This is a genomic window from Neorhizobium sp. LjRoot104 (genome assembly GCF_964253725.1).
Taxonomy (GTDB): domain Bacteria; phylum Pseudomonadota; class Alphaproteobacteria; order Rhizobiales; family Rhizobiaceae; genus Neorhizobium.
Genome location: NZ_CAXURS020000001.1, coordinates 2,646,456 through 2,665,737, shown reverse-complemented (window position 1 = coordinate 2,665,737; position 19,282 = coordinate 2,646,456). Strand labels below are relative to the sequence as shown.

Annotated in this window: 21 protein-coding genes; 13 read left to right on the top strand and 8 right to left on the bottom strand. The window is 62.9% G+C overall.

What is annotated here, in order from left to right; translation table 11 throughout:
* Positions 1–106 precede the first annotated feature (106 nt).
* Genes ACSQ8R_RS13565 through ACSQ8R_RS13555 form a run of 3 tightly spaced genes read left to right on the top strand, consistent with a single transcriptional unit; the run spans position 107 to position 2,858 of the window.
* A complete protein-coding gene (locus ACSQ8R_RS13565; protein ID WP_436253853.1) occupies positions 107–991 on the top strand; it encodes a heme/hemin ABC transporter substrate-binding protein in 885 nt (294 codons plus the stop codon).
* The gene (locus ACSQ8R_RS13560) at positions 991–2,079 is read left to right on the top strand and encodes a FecCD family ABC transporter permease (protein WP_436253852.1); all 1,089 of its coding nucleotides are present in this window, start codon (positions 991–993) and stop codon (positions 2,077–2,079) included. Before ACSQ8R_RS13565 ends, ACSQ8R_RS13560 begins: the two co-directional genes overlap by 1 nt.
* Positions 2,076–2,858, top strand: a complete 783-nt coding sequence (locus ACSQ8R_RS13555) for a heme ABC transporter ATP-binding protein (protein ID WP_436253851.1) — start codon at positions 2,076–2,078, stop codon at positions 2,856–2,858. The genes ACSQ8R_RS13560 and ACSQ8R_RS13555 overlap by 4 nt, the downstream gene beginning before the upstream one ends.
* A 6-nt stretch (positions 2,859–2,864) precedes the next feature.
* Here the strand turns inward: ACSQ8R_RS13555 and ACSQ8R_RS13550 are convergent, their stop codons facing one another.
* Positions 2,865–3,221: a YbaN family protein gene (locus tag ACSQ8R_RS13550; RefSeq protein WP_436253850.1), complete on the bottom strand. Its 357-nt coding sequence runs from the start codon at positions 3,219–3,221 to the stop codon at positions 2,865–2,867.
* Positions 3,222–3,362: 141 nt separating this feature from the next.
* Here ACSQ8R_RS13550 and galE point away from each other — a divergent pair, with 141 nt between their 5' ends.
* The 4 genes from galE to ACSQ8R_RS13530 all read left to right on the top strand — a co-directional run bounded on the left by galE (position 3,363) and on the right by ACSQ8R_RS13530 (position 6,768).
* Entirely contained in the window at positions 3,363–4,352 is a 990-nt protein-coding gene (galE, locus tag ACSQ8R_RS13545) for a UDP-glucose 4-epimerase GalE (protein ID WP_436255469.1), read from the top strand.
* An 8-nt stretch (positions 4,353–4,360) separates the two neighbouring features.
* Complete coding sequence (ung, locus tag ACSQ8R_RS13540; protein WP_436253849.1) at positions 4,361–5,053, top strand: uracil-DNA glycosylase; 693 nt, start codon at positions 4,361–4,363, stop codon at positions 5,051–5,053.
* A gap of 140 nt (positions 5,054–5,193) precedes the next feature.
* Positions 5,194–6,126 (top strand): ring-cleaving dioxygenase, encoded by a 933-nt coding sequence (locus ACSQ8R_RS13535; RefSeq protein WP_436253848.1) that lies wholly within the window; start codon positions 5,194–5,196, stop codon positions 6,124–6,126.
* Between the two features lie 27 nt (positions 6,127–6,153).
* Complete coding sequence (locus ACSQ8R_RS13530; protein WP_436253847.1) at positions 6,154–6,768, top strand: alpha/beta hydrolase; 615 nt, start codon at positions 6,154–6,156, stop codon at positions 6,766–6,768.
* Between the two features lie 70 nt (positions 6,769–6,838).
* Here ACSQ8R_RS13530 and ACSQ8R_RS13525 read toward each other — a convergent pair whose 3' ends face one another.
* Positions 6,839–7,756: a DUF4344 domain-containing metallopeptidase gene (locus ACSQ8R_RS13525; protein ID WP_436253846.1), complete on the bottom strand. Its 918-nt coding sequence runs from the start codon at positions 7,754–7,756 to the stop codon at positions 6,839–6,841.
* Positions 7,757–8,089: 333 nt separating this feature from the next.
* Here ACSQ8R_RS13525 and ACSQ8R_RS13520 point away from each other — a divergent pair, with 333 nt between their 5' ends.
* From ACSQ8R_RS13520 to ACSQ8R_RS13510, 3 genes are all read left to right on the top strand, one after another.
* Positions 8,090–9,517 (top strand): aldehyde dehydrogenase family protein, encoded by a 1,428-nt coding sequence (locus ACSQ8R_RS13520; RefSeq protein WP_436253845.1) that lies wholly within the window; start codon positions 8,090–8,092, stop codon positions 9,515–9,517.
* The gene (locus tag ACSQ8R_RS13515; protein WP_436253844.1) at positions 9,507–9,899 is read left to right on the top strand and encodes a RidA family protein; all 393 of its coding nucleotides are present in this window, start codon (positions 9,507–9,509) and stop codon (positions 9,897–9,899) included. Before ACSQ8R_RS13520 ends, ACSQ8R_RS13515 begins: the two co-directional genes overlap by 11 nt.
* Before the next feature lie 204 nt (positions 9,900–10,103).
* Positions 10,104–10,532 (top strand): L,D-transpeptidase, encoded by a 429-nt coding sequence (locus ACSQ8R_RS13510; protein WP_436253843.1) that lies wholly within the window; start codon positions 10,104–10,106, stop codon positions 10,530–10,532.
* A gap of 5 nt (positions 10,533–10,537) precedes the next feature.
* Here ACSQ8R_RS13510 and ACSQ8R_RS13505 read toward each other — a convergent pair whose 3' ends face one another.
* Together ACSQ8R_RS13505 and ACSQ8R_RS13500 are read right to left on the bottom strand one after the other, a co-directional pair.
* Positions 10,538–11,887 (bottom strand): GAF domain-containing protein, encoded by a 1,350-nt coding sequence (locus ACSQ8R_RS13505; protein WP_436253842.1) that lies wholly within the window; start codon positions 11,885–11,887, stop codon positions 10,538–10,540.
* Positions 11,884–12,354 carry a pyridoxamine 5'-phosphate oxidase family protein gene (locus tag ACSQ8R_RS13500; RefSeq protein ID WP_436253841.1) on the bottom strand — a complete coding sequence of 157 codons (471 nt, stop codon included), beginning with the start codon at positions 12,352–12,354 and terminating at the stop codon, positions 11,884–11,886. Before ACSQ8R_RS13500 ends, ACSQ8R_RS13505 begins: the two co-directional genes overlap by 4 nt.
* A gap of 136 nt (positions 12,355–12,490) precedes the next feature.
* Between ACSQ8R_RS13500 and ACSQ8R_RS13495 the strand changes: the two genes are divergently transcribed.
* Both ACSQ8R_RS13495 and ACSQ8R_RS13490 read left to right on the top strand, forming a co-directional pair.
* Positions 12,491–14,032 carry a flavin-containing monooxygenase gene (locus ACSQ8R_RS13495; protein ID WP_436253840.1) on the top strand — a complete coding sequence of 514 codons (1,542 nt, stop codon included), beginning with the start codon at positions 12,491–12,493 and terminating at the stop codon, positions 14,030–14,032.
* A 47-nt stretch (positions 14,033–14,079) separates the two neighbouring features.
* Positions 14,080–14,697: a YceI family protein gene (locus ACSQ8R_RS13490; RefSeq protein ID WP_436253839.1), complete on the top strand. Its 618-nt coding sequence runs from the start codon at positions 14,080–14,082 to the stop codon at positions 14,695–14,697.
* Between the two features lie 39 nt (positions 14,698–14,736).
* Here the strand turns inward: ACSQ8R_RS13490 and ACSQ8R_RS13485 are convergent, their stop codons facing one another.
* Together ACSQ8R_RS13485 and ACSQ8R_RS13480 are read right to left on the bottom strand one after the other, a co-directional pair.
* On the bottom strand, positions 14,737–15,312 hold the full coding sequence (locus tag ACSQ8R_RS13485) for a transglycosylase SLT domain-containing protein (RefSeq protein WP_436253838.1): 576 nt from the start codon (positions 15,310–15,312) through the stop codon (positions 14,737–14,739).
* 54 nt (positions 15,313–15,366) lie between these two features.
* The gene (locus ACSQ8R_RS13480; protein WP_436253837.1) at positions 15,367–16,569 is read right to left on the bottom strand and encodes a low temperature requirement protein A; all 1,203 of its coding nucleotides are present in this window, start codon (positions 16,567–16,569) and stop codon (positions 15,367–15,369) included.
* A 110-nt stretch (positions 16,570–16,679) separates the two neighbouring features.
* Here ACSQ8R_RS13480 and ACSQ8R_RS13475 point away from each other — a divergent pair, with 110 nt between their 5' ends.
* Positions 16,680–17,300, top strand: a complete 621-nt coding sequence (locus tag ACSQ8R_RS13475; RefSeq protein ID WP_436253836.1) for a GNAT family N-acetyltransferase — start codon at positions 16,680–16,682, stop codon at positions 17,298–17,300.
* Here ACSQ8R_RS13475 and ACSQ8R_RS13470 read toward each other — a convergent pair.
* Together ACSQ8R_RS13470 and ACSQ8R_RS13465 are read right to left on the bottom strand one after the other, a co-directional pair.
* Entirely contained in the window at positions 17,297–17,875 is a 579-nt protein-coding gene (locus ACSQ8R_RS13470; protein ID WP_436253835.1) for an NAD(P)H-dependent oxidoreductase, read from the bottom strand. The genes ACSQ8R_RS13475 and ACSQ8R_RS13470 overlap by 4 nt on opposite strands.
* The gene (locus tag ACSQ8R_RS13465; protein WP_436253834.1) at positions 17,875–19,281 is read right to left on the bottom strand and encodes an FAD-binding oxidoreductase; all 1,407 of its coding nucleotides are present in this window, start codon (positions 19,279–19,281) and stop codon (positions 17,875–17,877) included. The genes ACSQ8R_RS13470 and ACSQ8R_RS13465 overlap by 1 nt, the downstream gene beginning before the upstream one ends.
* Between the last annotated feature and the right edge of the window lies 1 nt (position 19,282).

The window sequence follows — 19,282 nt, the reverse complement described above, 5'->3', positions numbered from 1 at the left end:
CCTTGAAAAGCCTAAAAAACTTGCGTAGTCAACTCAAGTTATCGCCGCCGGCCAGGCGGATTTGGGGCATTTGGGGCCTCGGCTTGGGTACAAGGAGCAGAGTATCATGGGGTCTTCCTTCAGCGCGAGGGGGCTTTTCGCAGCCGTCCTCCTGGGCACCGGTCTCGTCGCGGGCGTCGCTGCGGCATCCGACAAGGGCAACACGGAGGCCAAGCGGATCGTCTCCATCGGCGGCACGATCACCGAGATACTTTACGCTCTCGGAGCCGAGGATAGGATCGTAGCACGGGACTCGACGAGCTTCTATCCGGATGCGGCCAATTCCAAGCCCGATGTCGGTTATATGCGCGCCCTGTCCGCGGAAGGCATTCTCGGCCAGAAGCCCGATCTGATCCTGATGGAGGAGGGTTCGGGTCCGCCGCCGGTCCTCGAAATCCTCAAGGCCAGCGAAGTGCCGATGGTGGTCATTCCCACGCCGCCGAAGGTGGATGCGATCGGCAGGAAGATCCGGGACGTGGGCGCGGCCGTCGGGCTGCCCGACAAGGCCGAGGCGCTCGCAGCAAGGACCGAGGACGGGCTGAAGAAGCTCGCCGCCGACGTTGCCAAGATCCCCGGTCCGAAAAAGAAGGTTCTGTTCGTGCTTTCGCTTGCCAATAACCGCGTCATGGCGGGCGGCGGCGATACGGAAGCGGGCGCGGTGATCGAAATGGCCGGCGGTATCAATGCCGCGCCGACGATCAACGGCTACAAGCCGCTTGCCGACGAAGCCGTCATCGCCGCGAAGCCGGATGTTGTGCTTTCCATGTCTCGCGGCGACCACACGATCACACCGGAACAGGTTTTTGCGATACCGTCGATGCAGACGACGCCGGCTGCGGCCAACAAGGCGCTGGTCAGTATGGACGGCCTGCTGCTGCTCGGTTTCGGGCCGCGCACGCCGGACGCCGCCCGCACGCTCGCCGCGCAGATCTATCCCGGAGCGATCAACTGATGATGAAGGCGCTGGCGATGCCCTTCCGACCGGCGGATGATGGAGACCGGACGCGCCAGGGCGTTCTCGTGCTCCTTCTGCTGGGGGGCATGTTGTTTGCGGCCTGCTTGCTTTCGCTGGGCATCGGCCCGACGGGCGTCGGCCTGCGCGATCTCTGGACCTATGCGACCGGCAACAGCGCCAGCCTTTCGACCCAGGAACGGGTGATCCTCGAGGCGGTCCGCCTGCCGCGCACAGCGCTCGGCCTTCTGGTCGGAGCCGGGCTCGCCGTCTCTGGCGCGATGATGCAGGGCCTGTTCCGCAATCCGCTTGCCGATCCCGGCATCGTCGGCGTCACCTCCGGCGCGGGGCTTGCCGCGGTTGCGGCAATCGTACTCGGCAACGGCATTCTGGCGCCTGTCGCCATGGTGCTCGGCAACCAGTTCCTGCCGTTGATGGCCTTTTTCGGCGGCCTGTTCAACACCTGGGCGCTCTATATCATCGCCACCCGCGACGGGCGGACGTCGACGACGACGCTGATCCTGTCGGGCATCGCGATCGGCGCGCTTTCGGCGGCGCTGATGGGCCTGATGATCGTCATGGCCGACGACCGGCAGCTGCGAGATATCACTTTCTGGAACCTCGGCTCGCTGGGCGGCGCCACGTTCGGCCGCGTGTTGTCCATCCTGCCCTTCGTCGGCGCGGTGATGGTCATCATGCCCTTCGTGGCGCGCGGGCTCGATGCACTGGTGCTCGGTGACGCGGCCGCCTTCCACATGGGCATCCCGGTGCAGCGGCTGAAGAAGATCGTCATCGTCGCGGTCGCCGCTGCCTGCGGCTCGACCGTCGCGGTCGCCGGCTCGATCGGTTTCGTCGGCATCGTCGTGCCGCACCTGCTGCGCCTTGTCATGGGGCCGTCGCACCGCTTCCTGCTGCCGGGCTCGGCGCTCGGCGGCGGCGCGCTGCTGCTGGTTGCCGACAGCGTCGCGCGAACCGTGGCCGCTCCGGCAGAACTGCCGATCGGCGTCATCACGGCACTGTTCGGCGCTCCGGTCTTCCTTTTTCTGCTGCTGGGTAAAAACGGCATCACCATGCGGGACACGCCATGATTTCCGCCGAACACGTCACCGTCACCCGCTCGGGCCGCAAACTGCTCGACGATGTCGGTCTCGACCTCGAACCGGGCAAGTTCACCGTCGTCATCGGCCCGAACGGTGCCGGAAAATCGACGCTGATGAAGGTGATCTCCGGCGAGATGAAACCGGATATGGGTTTCGTTGCCTATCACGGCACCAGCGTCGAACTCTGCCAGCCGGTCGAACTCGCTAGGCGCCGGGCGGTGCTGCCGCAGGCCACGCAGCTCGCTTTCCCCTTCACCGCGCTTGAAATCGTGCGCATGGGGGCGGTGGCGCAAGGAGCGCTCAATCCGACGGAGCAGGCTCGCCAGGCGCTGTCTCGCGTCGGACTTCGCGGGTTCGAAAGCCGGCCCTATCCGTCTTTGTCGGGTGGCGAGCAGCAGCGGGTGCAGTTTGCCCGCGCGCTTGCGCAGGTGCCGCAGCCGGTCGCGGACGGCGTGCCCCGGGCCCTGTTTCTCGACGAGCCGACCGCCAGCCTCGATCTCGGTCACCAGATCTCGGTGCTGGAGATCGCCCGCGACTTCGCCAATGCCGGTGGTATCGTGCTTGCCATCCTGCACGACCTCAATCTTGCGGCTGAATTCGCCGACCATCTCGTGGTGCTGAACCGCGGCCGCGTGGTGGCGGAGGGCGCCTGCACGGAGACGGTCAACGACGAGATCATCGCCAGCGTCTACGGCATTGCCGGCGCCGTCGGCCGGCTGCCGGCGGTCCACATTCCCTACGTCCTGCCGCAATCGCGGCACCGTTGAACGCGGTCAGGTATCGGGCCGGGTAACAATGAAGGTCGCCGATCCGAGCATGACGGCGGCTACCAGCACCGCCCGCCACAGCGGCGGCGAGGTGCCGACCCAGAAGACCGCATAACTCACCGCCATCAGCGAAATGGCGGCGATCTTCGCCTTCCTGGCGATTGCACCCTTTTCCCGCCAGTTGCGCAGCGACGGCCCGAATTTCGGGTGCTCGAGCAGCCATGCCTCCAGCCGCGGCGAGGAGCGCGCGAAACAGGCGACCGCCAGAAGCAGGAACGGCGTGGTGGGCAGGACAGGCAGGAAAGCCCCGACAATGCCGATTGCTACGAACAGCCATCCGAGGGCGAGAAAGAGGAGACGCATGCGACGACCTATGGATATCCTGAGGAGGATAGACAAGTTCGGAAGCGGCGTCTCCACCCAAATTTCTCGTGGTCGAGCGCCCTTCCCATTTAGGCGCCGCCGGTTATAGTGCGGCCGGCTTCAATAACCGCAGGGGAAATGATGTCGCTAAAGAAAGTGCTCGTGGTCGGCGGGGCCGGCTATATCGGTTCCCATACGTGTCTGGTGCTCGCCGAGCGGGGCTATGAACCGATCGTCTTCGACAATCTCTCCAACGGGCATGCGGAGTTCGTCCGCTGGGGCGCCCTGGAGCAGGGCGATATCCGCGACCGCGCCCGGCTCGACGAAGTGTTTGCCAAGCACAAGCCCGATGCCGTGCTGCATTTCGCGGCGCTGATCGAGGTGGGTGAATCGGTCAAGAACCCGGTCGCCTTCTACGACAACAATGTCATCGGCGCGCTGACGCTGCTGTCGGCGGCGATCGATGCGGGTGTGAAGGCTTTCGTATTCTCCTCCACCTGCGCGACTTACGGCCTGCCGGACCGCGTGCCGATGGACGAGACGCACAAACAGGCGCCGATCAACCCCTATGGCCGCACCAAGTTCATCATCGAACAGGCGCTGAAGGACTACGGCACCTACAAGGACCTGAAGTCGGTCATGCTGCGTTATTTCAACGCCGCCGGCGCCGATTTCGAGGGCCGGATCGGCGAATGGCACACGCCGGAAACCCACGCCATTCCGCTCGCCATCGAGGCGGCGCTCGGCCGCCGCCAGGGTTTCAAGGTGTTCGGTGACGATTACGACACCCGCGACGGCACCTGCGTGCGCGATTATATCCACGTGCTCGACCTCGCCGACGCGCATGTGCGGGCGGTCGATTACCTTCTCTCCGGCGGCGAGACGATCGAACTCAATCTCGGCACCGGCACGGGCACGACCGTGAAGGAACTGCTGGGGGCGATTTCGGAGGTTTCCGGAAAACCCTTCCCCGTGGAATATGTCGGGCGGCGCGAGGGCGATTCCACCTCGCTGGTCGCCAACAACGACAAGGCGCGGGCGGTGCTCGGCTGGGAGCCGAAATACAGCCTGAACGATATCATCCGTTCGGCCTGGGATTGGCATTCCCGCTCCAACCATCACGTGATGTGAGGAAGGACATGGCGGAAGGCGAGGTCAAGCTCGAGGAAAGCTGGAGGCACGCGCTCGGGCCGGAATTCTCCAATCCCTATATGGGCGAGCTCAAGCGCTTTCTCGTTGCCGAAAAGGAAGCCGGCAAGCGCATCTTTCCCAAAGGCTCGGAGTATTTTCGCGCGCTCGACCTGACCCCGCTCGACGAGGTGAAGGTGGTGATCCTCGGCCAGGATCCGTATCACGGCTTCGGCCAGGCGCACGGCCTTTGCTTTTCCGTCAAGCCGGGCGTGCGCATCCCGCCGTCGCTGGTCAACATCTACAAGGAGATGGAGACGGATCTCGGTATTCCGCCGGCCAAACATGGCTTCCTGGAACACTGGGCGGAGCAGGGCGTGCTTTTGCTCAACAGCGTGCTGACCGTCGAGGAGAGCCAGGCGGCCTCGCACCAGGGCAAGGGCTGGGAGCGCTTTACCGATGCGGTCATCCGCACCGTCAATGACGAGTGCGATGGCGTCGTCTTCATCCTTTGGGGCTCCTACGCCCAGAAGAAGGCAGCCTTCGTCGATCAACAGCGCCATCTGGTGCTGAAATCGGCGCATCCGTCGCCGCTGTCGGCCCATAACGGCTTTCTTGGCTCGCGGCCATTCTCGAAGGCGAATGCCTACCTGCAGTCGATCGGCAAGGATCCGGTCGATTGGCGCCTGCCAGAACAAGTTTGATTCTGTGAACGATTAACTATTTGTCGTCTACGCAGAGTGAACAATGCGTTCGGATCGTCGCGTCTATCCAATTGGCGGTCGTTCCACCATTTTAACTCCAGAAAGCAGGCCGCACGGGCGGCCTCGGAAAGGGGTTTAAAATGCTCGACCAGATCAAAGGGCTGCACCACGTCACCTCGATGGCTGCCAGCGCCAGCACCAACAACAAGTTCTTCACCGATACGCTCGGCCTTCGCCGGGTCAAGAAGACCGTCAACTTCGACGCTCCGGATGTCTATCATCTCTACTATGGCGACGAAGTCGGTTCTCCCGGCTCGGTGATGACCTACTTCCCGTTTCCGCATATCGCTCGCGGCCGTCAGGGTACCGGCGAAGTGGGGACGACGCTCTTCTCGGTTCCTGAAGGTTCGTTCGGTTTCTGGACCGACCGGCTGACGAAAGCCGGCGCCGAAGGCATCAAGGCCGATACCGCATTCGGTGAAAACCGTCTGCATTTCGCCGGTCCCGATGGCGACGGGTTCGCGCTCGTCGAAGTCAAAGACGACGCCCGCAAGCAGTTCGTCGGCAACGGCATATCCGAAGACCATGCGATCCGCGGCTTCCATTCCGCCTCGCTCCGGCTTCGCGATGAAGGGGCCACCGCAGAACTTCTGAAATATATGGGTTACCAGCAGGTCGATAACCAGGACGGCGTGCTGCGGCTTGCCATGCCCGGCGGCAACGGTGCCGATGTCATCGATATCGAAACCATGCCGAACATCGCCCGCGCCAATCTGGGTGCCGGCTCGGTCCACCACATCGCCTTTGCCGTCGAGAACCGCGCAAAGCAGCTCGAAGTCCGCAAGGCGCTGATGGATACCGGTTACCAGGTCACTCCGGTGATCGACCGCGACTACTTCTGGGCGATCTATTTCCGCACGCCGGGCGGCGTGCTGTTCGAAATCGCCACCAACGAACCCGGCTTCGACCGCGACGAGGATACCGCCCATCTCGGCGAAGCCCTGAAGCTGCCCGCACAGCACGCCCATCTGCGGGCAACGCTCGAACAGCATCTCGAACCGCTGGACGCCTAGTCAAGCACCGCGTCCAAGGAGACTATCATGAGTTACGACAGTTATGTGCACCGGGCGCGCCCCGGTGCATCCGGAGCGCCGATCCTGTTCGTCTTTCACGGCACCGGCGGCGATGAAAACCAGTTCTTCGATTTTGGCGGTCGGCTGTTGCCGGGCGCCACGGTGATTTCGCCGCGCGGCGACATTTCCGAACATGGTGCGGCGCGCTTCTTCAGGCGCAAGGCGGAAGGCGTCTACGATTGCGAGGATCTTGCCCGGGCGACCGAGCGGATGAGCGAATTCGTCGCCGCCAACCGTGAACGCTACGGTTCCTCGACCGTGCTCGGCCTCGGTTTCTCGAACGGCGCGAACATTCTCGCCAATATCATGATCGAGAAGCCCGGCCTGTTCGATGCGGGTGTGCTGATGCATCCGCTGATCCCGTTCACGCCGAAGGACCGCAAGGTCGAAGACAGGGCCCGTGTCCTGATCACGGCCGGTCAGCACGACCCGATCAGTTCCGTCGAGCGGACCAGCGCCCTTGCCGACTATTTCCGGCGGCAGGGCGACGCGGTGACATTGGAGTGGCACGGCGGCGGGCACGAGATCCGTCCCAACGAGATCGAAGCCGCCAAGACGTTCCTGGCGCCCCATGGCGCTTGAACGCGACAATGAAGACGTCCGGCGTCAGGCTTGTGAAGGCTGACGCCGGGCTCACTTTTGGGGACCTCCGCTACCAGCGGGCCGTTGCCTTGCCGAACACGTTTTGGAGAGTGGGCTTTTTCTCGTCGTCGACCGCCTCTTCGCTCTCGTCGGTTTTGCCCTCTTCCTCCTTGAAATACTTGGCGACGGTCTGCATGTGCCACTGCATCAGCTCATAGCAGTATGTCACTTCCCGTTCGCCCGCCGACCAATAGGCATTCGGCTCGCCACATTCGGCGGCCGTCAGCTTGATGCCGTCGTCCAGCTTGTAGAGCCCCGACAGAAGCTCGGCTAGGATATCCAGAACCTTCGCCGTCTTCGTCAGGTCGGCGTAGTCCTCGAGCTCCTTGCTGTTCGGCTTCTTGTAGGTGATCGTAAATTTGTTGTTCTGTCCGTCGGTCCGCAGATGCGGTTTCAGGACGCCGAACCAGCTGTCATGGGCTTTCAGATATTCGCCGACGCACTGCCTGCGGCGTTCCGCCGGAAATTCGAGGTTGTCGGCCGATTCCTTGAACTTCTCCGCATCCTTGCCGACCATCATGCAGACCATGCTGAAGGCGCGCTGGCGGTCGAGCGCGTGGACGTCCCACAGGGCCAGTTCCTCTTCGGCCGCCTCGCTGGCCTCTGCGGAAAATGTCCAGCCATCGACGGAATCGGTGAGCGCCGTATCGAAGACTTCATCGTCGGCCTCCAGTAGGAGCAGCGTGGAGAGCGTGTCCACCGCATCCTCCTCACGGCCAAGAACCGGCAGGTTGAATTCCGAAACCAGCATGTGTCCGGCTTCGTGGAACAGGAAGAACAGGGCATTGCCGAATGCGAACTCGACGCTGTCCTCGACCTGCTGCTTGGAAAGACCCTCGAGGTCGTCGGTGAGGGCCGTCGCCCCTGCGCCGGACATCGGCAGCGCAAGGATCCCGAGAAGGGCGAGAGGGAGAAGGCTGCGTCGCATCAGGCCTGCCTGCTTTCTGAAGTTCGGGTTGATCTGAAGCGTCCATGGCCCAGCGCTGCGGAAATTCCCTGGATCGCCGCGAGGTCGATCTATTCCATAACATCGAGCTTTTAAGTTCGGATGAAGCGGTATTGTTGCTGATATGTTTCGACGGGCCTTGCGAACACTTGCGGCTTGTCGAGATTCCCTGGCCTGCAAGGGCGGACGTCGGCCGCGTGTGGCGATGAAACATGCTTCCGCAGGTCGTCGTTGCGACGCATCCGGCGGGCTTGCGAGGGAGGTGGCTATGGCCGATAGTGTCTGTCATCCCCTCGACCCGCGCGGAGGTTTCCCATGAGCAACCATTTGAAATTCTTCATCGACGGCGCCTGGGTGGAGCCGGCCATTCCGGTCGCGCTCGACGTCATCGATCCATCCACCGAAGAGGCCTATACGCGGATCGCGCTCGGCTCCGTGGCCGATATGGACAAGGCCGTCGCAGCCGCCAAAGGTGCTTTTCCGGCATTCTCGCAATGGTCGAAGGAGGAGCGGCTGGCGCTGCTCCGCCGTATCCTTGTCGAATATGAAAAGCGTTACGAGGATATCGCGCAAGCCGTATCCCAGGAAATGGGTGCGCCGATCGGCTTTGCCCGCGACGCGCAGGCCGCCGCCGGGCAGGGGCATCTCAAGGCGACCATCGAGGCGCTCGAAGCCTACGAATTCACCGAGGCCCGCGGCACGACCATGGTGGTCAAGGAGCCAATCGGCGTCTGCGCTCTGATCACGCCATGGAACTGGCCGCTCAACCAGATCGTCTGCAAGGTGGCGCCGGCGATCGCCGCCGGTTGCACCATGGTGTTGAAACCGTCCGAGATCGCGCCGATCAGCGGCATCGTCTTTGCGGAAGTGATGGAGGCGGCGGGTACGCCGAAGGGCGTCTTCAACCTCGTCAACGGCACCGGGCCGGACGTCGGGCAGGTGATGGCCGGCCACCCGGACGTCGACATGGTGTCCTTCACGGGCTCTACCCGCGCCGGGGTGATCGTCGCCAAGACCGCCGCCGATACGGTGAAGCGCGTGGCACAGGAGCTTGGCGGCAAATCGCCCAACATCATCCTGGCAGACGCCGAATTCGAAAAGGCGGTGGCGGAGGGCGTGACCGCCTGCTTCGCCAATTCCGGCCAGTCCTGCGACGCGCCGACCCGGATGCTGGTGCCGGCCAGGCGTCACGACGAGGCGCTTCAAGTTGCCAGGGCCGCGGCCGAAAAACTGAAGACCGGCGATCCGCGCGCCGATGGTACGGATCTCGGCCCGGTTGTCAGCAAGGTGCAGTTCGACAAGATCCAGCGGCTGATCGAGGCCGGCATCGCCGAAGGCGCGACGCTCGTCACCGGCGGTCCCGGCCGGCCGGAAAGCCTCAATCGCGGCTATTACATCCGCCCGACCGTGTTCGGAAACGTCACCAACGACATGACCATCGCCCGCGAAGAGATCTTCGGGCCGGTCCTGTCGATCCTTTCTTACGAGACGGAAGAGCAGGCGATCGAGATCGCCAACGACACGCCCTATGGGCTTGCGGCCTATGTCCAGTCCGGGGACCTTGCCCATGCCCGCAAGGTTGCGGCGCGGCTGCGGGCCGGCTCGGTGTTCATCAATTATCCCGAATGGGATCTCTTCGCGCCCTTCGGCGGCTTCAAGCAATCCGGCAACGGCCGCGAGTACGCCGACTGGGCCATTCACGACTTCCTCGAAATCAAGGGCATCGTCGGTTATGGCATTTAAGACATTCAATCCAACCTCCGTCCGCAAGCCGTTCGGCGGCTATAATCACGGTTTGCTCGTCCCTCCGGGGGCAAGCCTGCTGGTGACCTCCGGCCAGCTCGGCATCTCGCCGGAAGACAGGATCCCGCCGGATGTGGCGGGCCAGGCCGAACTCTGCTTCAAGGCGATCGGCGCCATCCTCGAAGAGGCGGGCATGACCTATTCGGACGTCATCCGCATTTCCGGCTTCGTCACCAGCCGCGAGGACTTTCCCGCCTACATGGCGGTGCGGGACCGCTATACGCTCGAGCCGAAACCGGTCTCGACGCTGATCGTCGTCGGCGGCTTTACCCGTGCCGAATTCCTGGTCGAAGTGGAAGTCACGGCGGCGAAGGTGTTTTGAAGCAACGCCGAATAAAGATGCCTCTCCCGCGCGACACGTGTCGGGGAGGGGCCGACGGTATTCAGTCTTTATTGATCACGTAGTTGTTTTGTTGCGGCGAGGGCTGTCGAAGTTGTGATTTGCGGAGAATATCGCGCTTCGGTCTAAATATTCCTTGAGCTGACTGGGTTATCGTTTGCTCCAGGGTTTTTATTGGGGGTTTTCATGCATCGTATCGTAATGGGTGCCGTAGCATTTCTGTGTGCGCAGTTTCTCGCGCCCGCTGCCTTTTCCGCAAGCCTTGTTGCCAGCGTCAGCCTGTCGTCGCAGACCATGACCGTCGAGCAGGACGGTGTCGTCGTCTATGAATGGAAGGTCTCGACCGCTCGTCCCGGCTATTCGACGCCGACGGGAAGCTGGGGGGCCAAGTGGCTGTCCCGGGACCACCGTTCGCGCAAATACGATGACGCGCCGATGCCGTTTGCGGTGTTCTACAACGGCGGTTATGCCGTCCATGCGACCTTCGAGACGAAGCGGCTCGGCCGACCTGCCTCGCATGGCTGCATCCGCCTGCATCCTGACAATGCAGCGACGTTCTTCTCGCTCGCCAGCCGGCATGGACTGTCGAACACACGCATCGTCGTCAGCCGCTAAGCGGCCTACATGACGTCCTTGCTGAGCCGCAGCTGGCCTTCGATGAGAAGGCCTATCCGGCCGCGGCCGAGGCGGGCCAGACGGATCGGCAGCCGCTTCTCGTCAAGCCGTCGGCGGAGAAGCAGCAACCGCGTTTCCAGATTGTCCTTGAAGTCAGGCAGTTTCAGCGCCGCGTCGAGCCGGATTTCGCGGTTGGTGAATTCCAGCCGGCCGCTTTCCTTGTGCTGTTCGAGCATCGAGGCGAGCAGCCTGCCTGCGACCCCCTTGATGACGTAGTCGCCATCGACGAAAACGCTGTCATCGAAGCGATGGTGGACAACCTGAACCGTCTTTTCGGACGTCGGCGGCTGGATCCGGACCGGCCGTTGCGGTTCGGTTTCAAGCGACAGCTTCTCGCTCAGGGCCAACGCCATGGCTGCCTGGCTGGCAATCATCGCAAGGGCCGCCTCGTCTTCGCCGGTGAAAGCGATGCGGTCGCGGCTTTCGAGGAAAAGCACGCCGCGCACCACGCCCGCGGCGATCAGCGGCACGGCGATCTGGCTCATCGCATCCGGCATGCCGGGGAGCGGGATCGCCCGCGTCCGGTTTTCGTCCGCGGAGGAATCGCGGACGGCAGCGCCGAAGCGGCGGATGCGGCTCATGTCGCTCAACTTGACGAGACGCCCGCCTGCGGCAGCCGCGCCGATCACGCCTTCGTCGAATGGAATATCCGAGCCGATGCCGGACGGGACATAGCCCATGCTGCCGATGGTGATGAGCTGGTTGCGCTCTTCATAGAGTTGCAGCAACAAGCCGTGCTCGAAGCCGAACTCCGTGCGCAGGCCCTCCAGCATGGCGTCGATGATGCCGTCCGCGTCCGCCTCCGCGGCGATCGCCTCCGCAATCCTGGCGGCTGCGGCCAGGCGGTTCCGTTTCGGTCTTCGGGTTTCGGCGGTCTGAACCTGGGAGGGGATCGCCGCGATACTTGTGACGCGGAAGACGTCGAGATTGCGCAGCTTCATGATACCCGCCATGCCGACCTGGGCGCTGCTTGCGTCGATCTGCATCGCCATCTGCGCAAACAGCGGCCCCGCCTCCAGGGTGTGCGCGAAGACCAGTTCCAGCCGGTATTGTGCCGAATTGCGTGCATCGACCAGAAGCAGCATCGCATGCGGGTTCAGGCGGATGTTGGCTGCGGTCTTGGCGAAGAACTGGTTGGAGAGCGCTACATGCCGATCGTCGATCATGGCGACATGCGAGAGATAGGAAATGTTCGGCAGGCCGTCGGCATCCGCCGTCGAGATGATCGACGGGATCACCCCTTCGAAACAGGCTTCCAGATCGGCCAAGGTCAAGTCACCGGAGATCGGCGTCATGGGGTCGTGCTCCAGATCCGCTCCCCGGCACGCGCGCCGGGCGTCTGAACGAAGACGGAGGCGACGCGCATCGTGATCAGCATCGGGTCGCGGTTCGACAGCACCGGCATGATCAGCTCCGGCAACATGCCGAGTCTCATCTGGGTCGAAACGATCGCGACGATGTATTGGGAAGAGCGGTCCACCTCGTGCGGTTCCGCCGGCCGTATGGTGGCCTGTCCTTTCAGCTGATAGGAGACGTAGTCCGATGGGCGGGCAAAAGTGACGGCAATTCTCCCGTTTTCGCGCAGATTGGCGACGGTTTCGGGCCATTGCCAGGCTGAGGTCACGAGATTGATCGTATCGCTTCCGGTGGACGCCCATGCGCCCATGGCTCGGCCGATCTCCGGCCGGCGGGCGGAGTTCGAACTGCCGATAATCTGCATCACCGGGCTTTCTATGAAGCCTGCGATCTCGTCCCCGAACATCGAGCGTTCCCCCTTGGACAGGTTCATAGCGCAGTTAGGCAGGTTTTAGGATTCCCGCGACCCAACTTAATGAGCTTTTAGGAAACGACATTCTCGGAACTGGCTAAAGCGCTCCCATCGAACAAGGAGCAAGCTGATGTCTACTGAAAATTATCTCGAAATGCCTGAAAATACGGTCGCCGTGATCGGCGCCGGTCCTGCCGGCCTGGTCGCCGCGCGCTTCCTCATCGCCCGCGGGCTGGTCCCGGTCATCTTCGAGGCTTCGTCCCGCCTCGGCGGTCAATGGAATTCCGCTTCGGCCGCCAGCGCCATCTGGCCCGGCATGCGCACCAATACCAGCCGCGTCATGACCGCCTTTTCCGATCTCGACCACGCCACTGAAAGCGCCGTTTATCTGCGGCAAGAGGAGATGCTCGACTACCTGGAACGATATGCCTTCACCTTCGGCCTGCTGCCGCATCTGAGACTGAAGACGCGGGTCGAGCGGCTGGAGCGGGCTGGCAATGGCTGGCTGATCCGTTCGGCCGAAGACGGGGAGGAGCGTTCCGAAGTCTTCCAGCGGGTGGTCGTCGCGACCGGACGGCAGAACGTGCCCGACCTGCCCGCCGTACAGGGTCTCGAGGGTTTTGCCGGAGCTCTCGGCGCCGCCCACACCGCCCAATATAACGGTCCGGAGCGTTATCGCGGGCGCAAGGTGCTTATTGCCGGCTGCTCGATCAGTGCGTTGGAGATCGCCTCCGATCTCGCCCTTGCCGGCTCGGCCCAGGTGATCTCCACCAGCCGTCGGCAACGCTACATCCTGCCCAAGATCATCGCCGGGGTGCCCACCGATCACGCAATGTTCAATCGGGCTGCGGTGCTGATGGAAAGCGTGTTGCCGCCGGACATGCTGGCCGAAGGGCTGACCAGGAAGGTCCTGCAGGTGGCCGGTTCTCCCGACCAGTTCGGCGCGCGGAAGCCGGAAGGCAATGCTTTTGCGGCGGGCATCTCCCAGTCGCAGGGTTTTCTGCCGGCGGTGGCGGAGGGCCGCATCGCGGTGAAGCCCTGGATCGAGCGGGTCGACGGCCACACCGTCTGGTTCCGTGACGGGACGAGCGCCAATGTCGACGCCATCCTGTTCGGTACGGGTTACCGCCTGTGGATGCCCTGGCTTTCGGAGGATATCGTCCGGGCGATCCGGCTCGATGGTTACGGCGCCGATCTTCACGATCATACCTTTCACCCGGACCTGCCGGGGCTCGCCTTCCTCGGCCTGCTCGAACTGGTCGGACCGACCTTCCCGGTTCTCGAATTGCAGGCGCGCTGGGTGGCCCAGTGCTTCGGAAACAAGCAGCCGCTCCCAACGCGGGCGACGATGCTTGCCGGGGTTGACCGCAGCCGCGCCACGCGCTCAGGCCCGCTCAGCCTGCCGATGCATGTGGCGGCGCTCGTCTTCGCCCGCAATGCCGGTGTGGAGCCGGACCTGGCAAGCTGGCCGGACCTCGAACGGGCGCTGCTCTTCGGGGCGCTCTCGCCGATCTCCTTCCGTCTGCAAGGGCCGGATGCCCTGCCGCACGCACCGGCGAAGACAGCGGTTGCGGCGGCTGCCTTCGGGGCGATCACGGCCAACGATTTCACCGCCGAGGAAGAGAGCATCCGCCAACTCCTCAAGCTCCGCCCGGTTCCGACGGCGGCTTGAACACTTCAACCATCGATTCATGTTCTTCAACAAGAAAGGCTATGCTTATGAAATGCCTATATGTTCTCGCGCTCTCGGCGCTGTTGACCACGCCTGCCTTCCCCCAGAGCAAGCCGGCGCCGGCACCTTCCGGCACCTATGTGTCCGACCCTGCCCATTCGAGCGTCATCTGGAAAATCGGTCATTTCGGGCTGTCGAACTATACGGCCCGTTTCACCCAGATGAGCGCGGAGCTCCTCTGGGATGCGAAGAACCCGGCAGCTTCGAAGGTGTCGGCCAGTATCGATCCGACCTCGGTGCGCACCGACTTCCCGTTTCCCGACGTCGAGGATTTTGACAGGAAGATCGGCAGCGACGGGAACTTTCTGGCGGCCCAGCCGATCAGTTTCGTATCGACCGAGGTCAAGGTGACGGACGAGAACAAGGGGCAGGTGACCGGCGACCTCACCTTTCGCGGCCAGACTCGTCGAGCGACGTTCGACGTCACGTTCAACGGCTCGATGGCCGAACACCCGATGGAGAAGGCGCCGAAGCTCGGCTTTTCCGCCATTGCCAGGATCAGACGCAGCGAATGGGGCCTCACCCTTTATGTGCCGGCGGTCAGCGACGAGGTGACGATCCTGATCGAGACGGAACTCGCGCCTGCAAAGAAGGCGACGAATTGATCCGAGAAGACGGCGGCGTCGGCAACCGGCGCCGTCTCGTCAATAACCGCAGCTTCTGAGCTGCGCTTCGTATTTGGCGGCCATTCCGGCGGATTTCTGCGCGGTCTGTTTGACGCCGTTGCCGAACTGGCCGCGCGCGTAGCCGGCCTGGCCCGTGTAGTAGGCGAGGTAGAGGTTGTAGCTGTCGCTCAGCGGTATGCCGTTCTTGAGATGGCTCTGGTTGTGATACCAGCCGACGAAATGGATGGCATCGCCGAAATCGGTGCGGCTGGCGTTCCAGCGGCCGGTATCCTTCTTGTAGGTCAGCCACGTACCGTCGAGCGCCTGGGCGTAACCATAGGCCGTCGAGGGGCGTGTCCACGGGATGAAGCCGAGCAGTTTGGTGCGCGGCGGCCGGGCATAGGGCTGGAAGCCGGATTCCACATAGATGGTCGCCATCAGGATCGGCACCGGCACGCCGAACTCCCGCTCGGCCTTCTTGGCGTCACGCGCCCAGTTGTTGAATAGCCCATCACGCTGCTCGAAGATCGCGCAGGCATTGGTCACCCGGCTCGGCGCAGACGCGCAGGCAGACAGGGACAGCGTCAGGAGGGCGATGAAAAACGCAATACGCATCGCTTAATCTCTCGGTTTCCAGAGATTAATAACCGGTAAAATTTAAGGAAAAGTTTAGCGGCCGGGGTGAGATGTCGGTGACGCTGAATAAGCGCGCCCGGCAAGCAGGTTGCGTACGATGACGCCGAGCGCGGTGGTCGCCGCGATGCCTTCGAGCCCGAGCCCGATTGCCGGCGCGACGAGGCCAAGCAGACCGAATATGAGAAGCGCATACCGGGCGAAGCCGATACAGACGAAACGGTCGCGCACGAACCAGAGGCTTGCGAAATAGATCGCGACCGGGATCGCCACCGCATAATCGCCGACGACAAGCGGGACTTCCGCATGGTGTGTGACGATATCGACAAGCGCGGCAAAGCCCGCCCCGACCGCGGCCCCGGAGGCGAAGATGAAGAAGTGGCCATAACCCCATTGCAGCGCGCGACTGAGTTTATGGCTGCCAAGGTGTTCCTGCCGGGAAAAATAAGCCCACCAGAGCGCAAAAACGATGACCAGCGCCGAAAGGGCGGTATGGACAAGCATGAAGTTGAATTCGCCGGCAAACTGGCGGAGCGCGAGGGAGCCCGCGAGCAAGGTCTCGCCAAGCACGATGATGTTCAGGAGGCCATAACGTTCCATGATGTGGTGCCGGTGCCACGGCGTGTTGCCGCTGAGCGGCTCGGCAATTGCCGGGACGGCGAGTTCAAGCAGGGCGCCGAGAACCCACAGCGCCAGGCCGAGGCCGCTCGATACCGACAGCGCCATCACGTAGACCACCCAGTAGATTTGCACCAGGAAGATACCGACGGCATAAGCGACGTTCGTCCTGCGGCGGGCGGGATCGTGGTATGCGGCGCGCAGCCAGAGCAGCACCATGGCGAGACGCATGACGACATAGCCAAAAACGACCATGGTAAGGTCCGCAGGCGCCTTAAACAGGAACTGGATGCCGGCCGCCATGGTCAGCGATCCGCCCATCAGGATCATCGTCAGGAGCCGGTACACGACGTCGTCATTGTCGTAGGCCGACGAAAACCAGGTGAAGTTCATCCAGGCCCACCAGATGCAAAAGAAAGCAATCAGGAAGGTAACGACACCTTCGCCCGCATGGTTTTCCGCAATCGCATGGTGCAGGCCGGCCGCCGCAGACGCGATCGCGATCACCGACACGAGGTCGAACAGCAGTTCGAGCGGGGTTGCGGCCCGATGATGTTCGTCCGGATCCCGGGGATGCAGGGGCCGCAGGATGCTGGCGAGTGGTGAAACCTGGTTCGTCATCGTCTGCCGTGTTCCTGAACATGAAGATTCGCGATGTGGGGAAATAGCGCAAAAAAGCGGCTTCAAGTAAAGGGTGTGGGCGGTGTAGCGATGATTGGAGCTTTCGGAGGATGCGTGGGGTTCTTGAGACGGAAAGGCTGACCTTACGGGAGATCACCAAGGCCGATCTGCCGATTTTGCATCGCATCCTTGGCGATGCCGAGAGCATGCGCTTCTATCCGCGCGCCAAGAGTTTCGAAGAGACCGAAACGTGGTTCGAAAAGCTTGCCTTCCGGAGTTATGAGCAAAACGGCTTCGGTCTCTGGGGTGTCGTGGAAAAAGTGACCGGCGAGTTGGTTGGCGATTGCGGTATTTCCCTTCAGCCGACGCCGAAGGGCCTGGAGCCGGAGATCGGATATCATCTCCGGCGCGAATGGCTCGGTCGCGGTTATGCCGTTGAAGCGGCCGCCGCGTGCCGTGATCTTGGCCTCGGTCGCCTCGGTTTCACGCGGATCGTCTCGATCGTCAGCCCGGAAAATATTCCGTCGCTCCGGGTTGCGGCGAGAATCCATCAGCGATGGGAAACCTATCGGACGGTGACGGCGGCCGGGAAGGAGGTGGATCGGTTCCTGTTCATATCCGAGCGCGGCGTTGGTGAGCCGACCGGTTCCGTGTCGAACGCCGAGACCCGCGCGGCAATGGTGGAGGCCGACGCCCTGCTATTGACGCGCCGCCGCGAGATGGGGAGCTAGAACCGCTCCATCTCCCGCTTCACCTTGTCCAGAAACGCCGCACGCGTCTGCGGCGTGCAGTTGTTCATGTCGTAATGGGCCAGAAATTTCACCGGCCTTGCCGGGTTGGTCTGCACCCGCAGCACCCGTTTCGACAATTTGCGCGGCGGGTCGCCGGCGAGGAAGGCGCGCCAGCGGGTGGCGCCGTAGGTGGTCACCACCGCCACCTTGTCGATATGCAGTTTTCGCGTCAGCTTGCCGTCCTTCAGCTCGAAGGTGATGCCCGGCAGCCAGACGCGGTCGAAATAACCCTTCAGCATCGCCGGCCAGCCGAAATTCCAGACTGGGGTGACGATCACCAGCCCTTCGGCCGCCTGCAGGCGGTCGACATAGGGTTTCACCAGCGACAGGTTGTTGGGATAGTCGTGATAGGTCATCCGGTCATGGCGGGACATGACCGGATCGAAACCTTCGGCATAGAGGTTGCAGTCATCCACGTCATGGCCGGCCCTGGTCAGGCTTTCGCGCGCCTGCTTGTATAACGCGGCGCCAAAACTCTCCTCGACCGGATGCGAATGGATGAGCAGGACCCGCATCAGCCACCCGCTGCGGCAAGGCCCGGGAAGAGATAGTTCTTGCCGGCCGAAAAATCGAAGTCGGGATTGTCCCAGGCGATCATCTTGCCGGGATTGAGAAGACCCTTCGGATCGGTCTCCTTCTTGAAGGCGAGCTGCACGACGTCCGTCTGCTTCATGCCGCCTTCCTCCAGCGTGTAGCGGTGCGGGTTGAAGATCGGGCAGCCGTTGTCGCGGTGGATCTGCATGATCTCCTCCAGCCGCTCCCTGGTCGTATAACGGACGAGGGGAAGTCCGGAGCATTGCATGCGGCCGTCGAACTTGATGAATTCCAGATGGCCCGGCACTTCGTCGCCGAAGATCTTCGTCATCTTCTCGACCTTGGCCACATGGTCCGGGCCCGGATACTGGACCTGCAGATAGGTGAAGCCGGGATCGACCTTCAGGGCGCGCAGGGTCGTGTGGTTCCACGCCAGCTCGTAGGCATGTGGGATGCCCTTCATGCTTTCGACCTTGTCGGAGCGGAACAGGATCTCGCCCTTCTGGCGCTCGGCAAAGGCGGTGAAGGCATCTATCGAGTGGGGCGCCACCATCAGCACGACGATCGACTGGCTGCGGTCGCGCAAGAACGGCTTGTGGCGGGGGAAATAGTCGTAGGGAATGGGGGCTGCGATCGGGGCGATTTCCTTGATCAGCAGGCCGTTCTTGTGGGCGAGCGCATCGCCGAAGCGCACGGCGTCCATGAAGTCGTCGTAACCGACCAGCACGTCCACCCAGTCATAGGCGGGCGCCAGCGGCATCTCGACCTCGACGATGATGCCGTTTGTGCCGTAGGCATGGGTCACCTTCTGGAGGTCCCAGGCGGTGAGGTCGAGGACGCGCGGTTCGGCCTCCATGGTGACGACGCGCAGGCGCAGGATGTTGCCGAGGTCGCGCAGGCCGCCCCAGTGGATCGAGCCGACGCCGCCGGAGCCGCCGGCGACGAAGCCGCCGATCGTCGCCGTCTGGGCGGTGGAGGGGTGGAAGCGCAGTTCCTGGCCGGAATGGGCTTTTGTCTGGCGGTCCAGTTCGGCGATCACGATGCCCGGTTCGGCGATGACGCGGCCCGGATGGATTTCCTTGACCTTGTTCATGTTGATGAGGTTGAGCACGATGCCGCCGGACAGCGGCATGGCCTGGCCGTAATTGCCGGTGCCGGCGCCGCGCGGGGTGACCGGCACGCCATGCGCATAGGCGACCTTCAGCACCCGGATCACCTCTTCCTCGCTTTTCGGCGAGACGACGAGATCGGCGGTGACGCTTTCGAGCTCTTCCTTGAGGATCGGTGAATACCAGTAGAAATCGCGGCTCTTCTGGCGCACCAGCGCCGGATTGTCCTCGATCGCGAGGCCTTCGAGTTCTTTCTTGATCTGTGCGTAGTCCGGCATG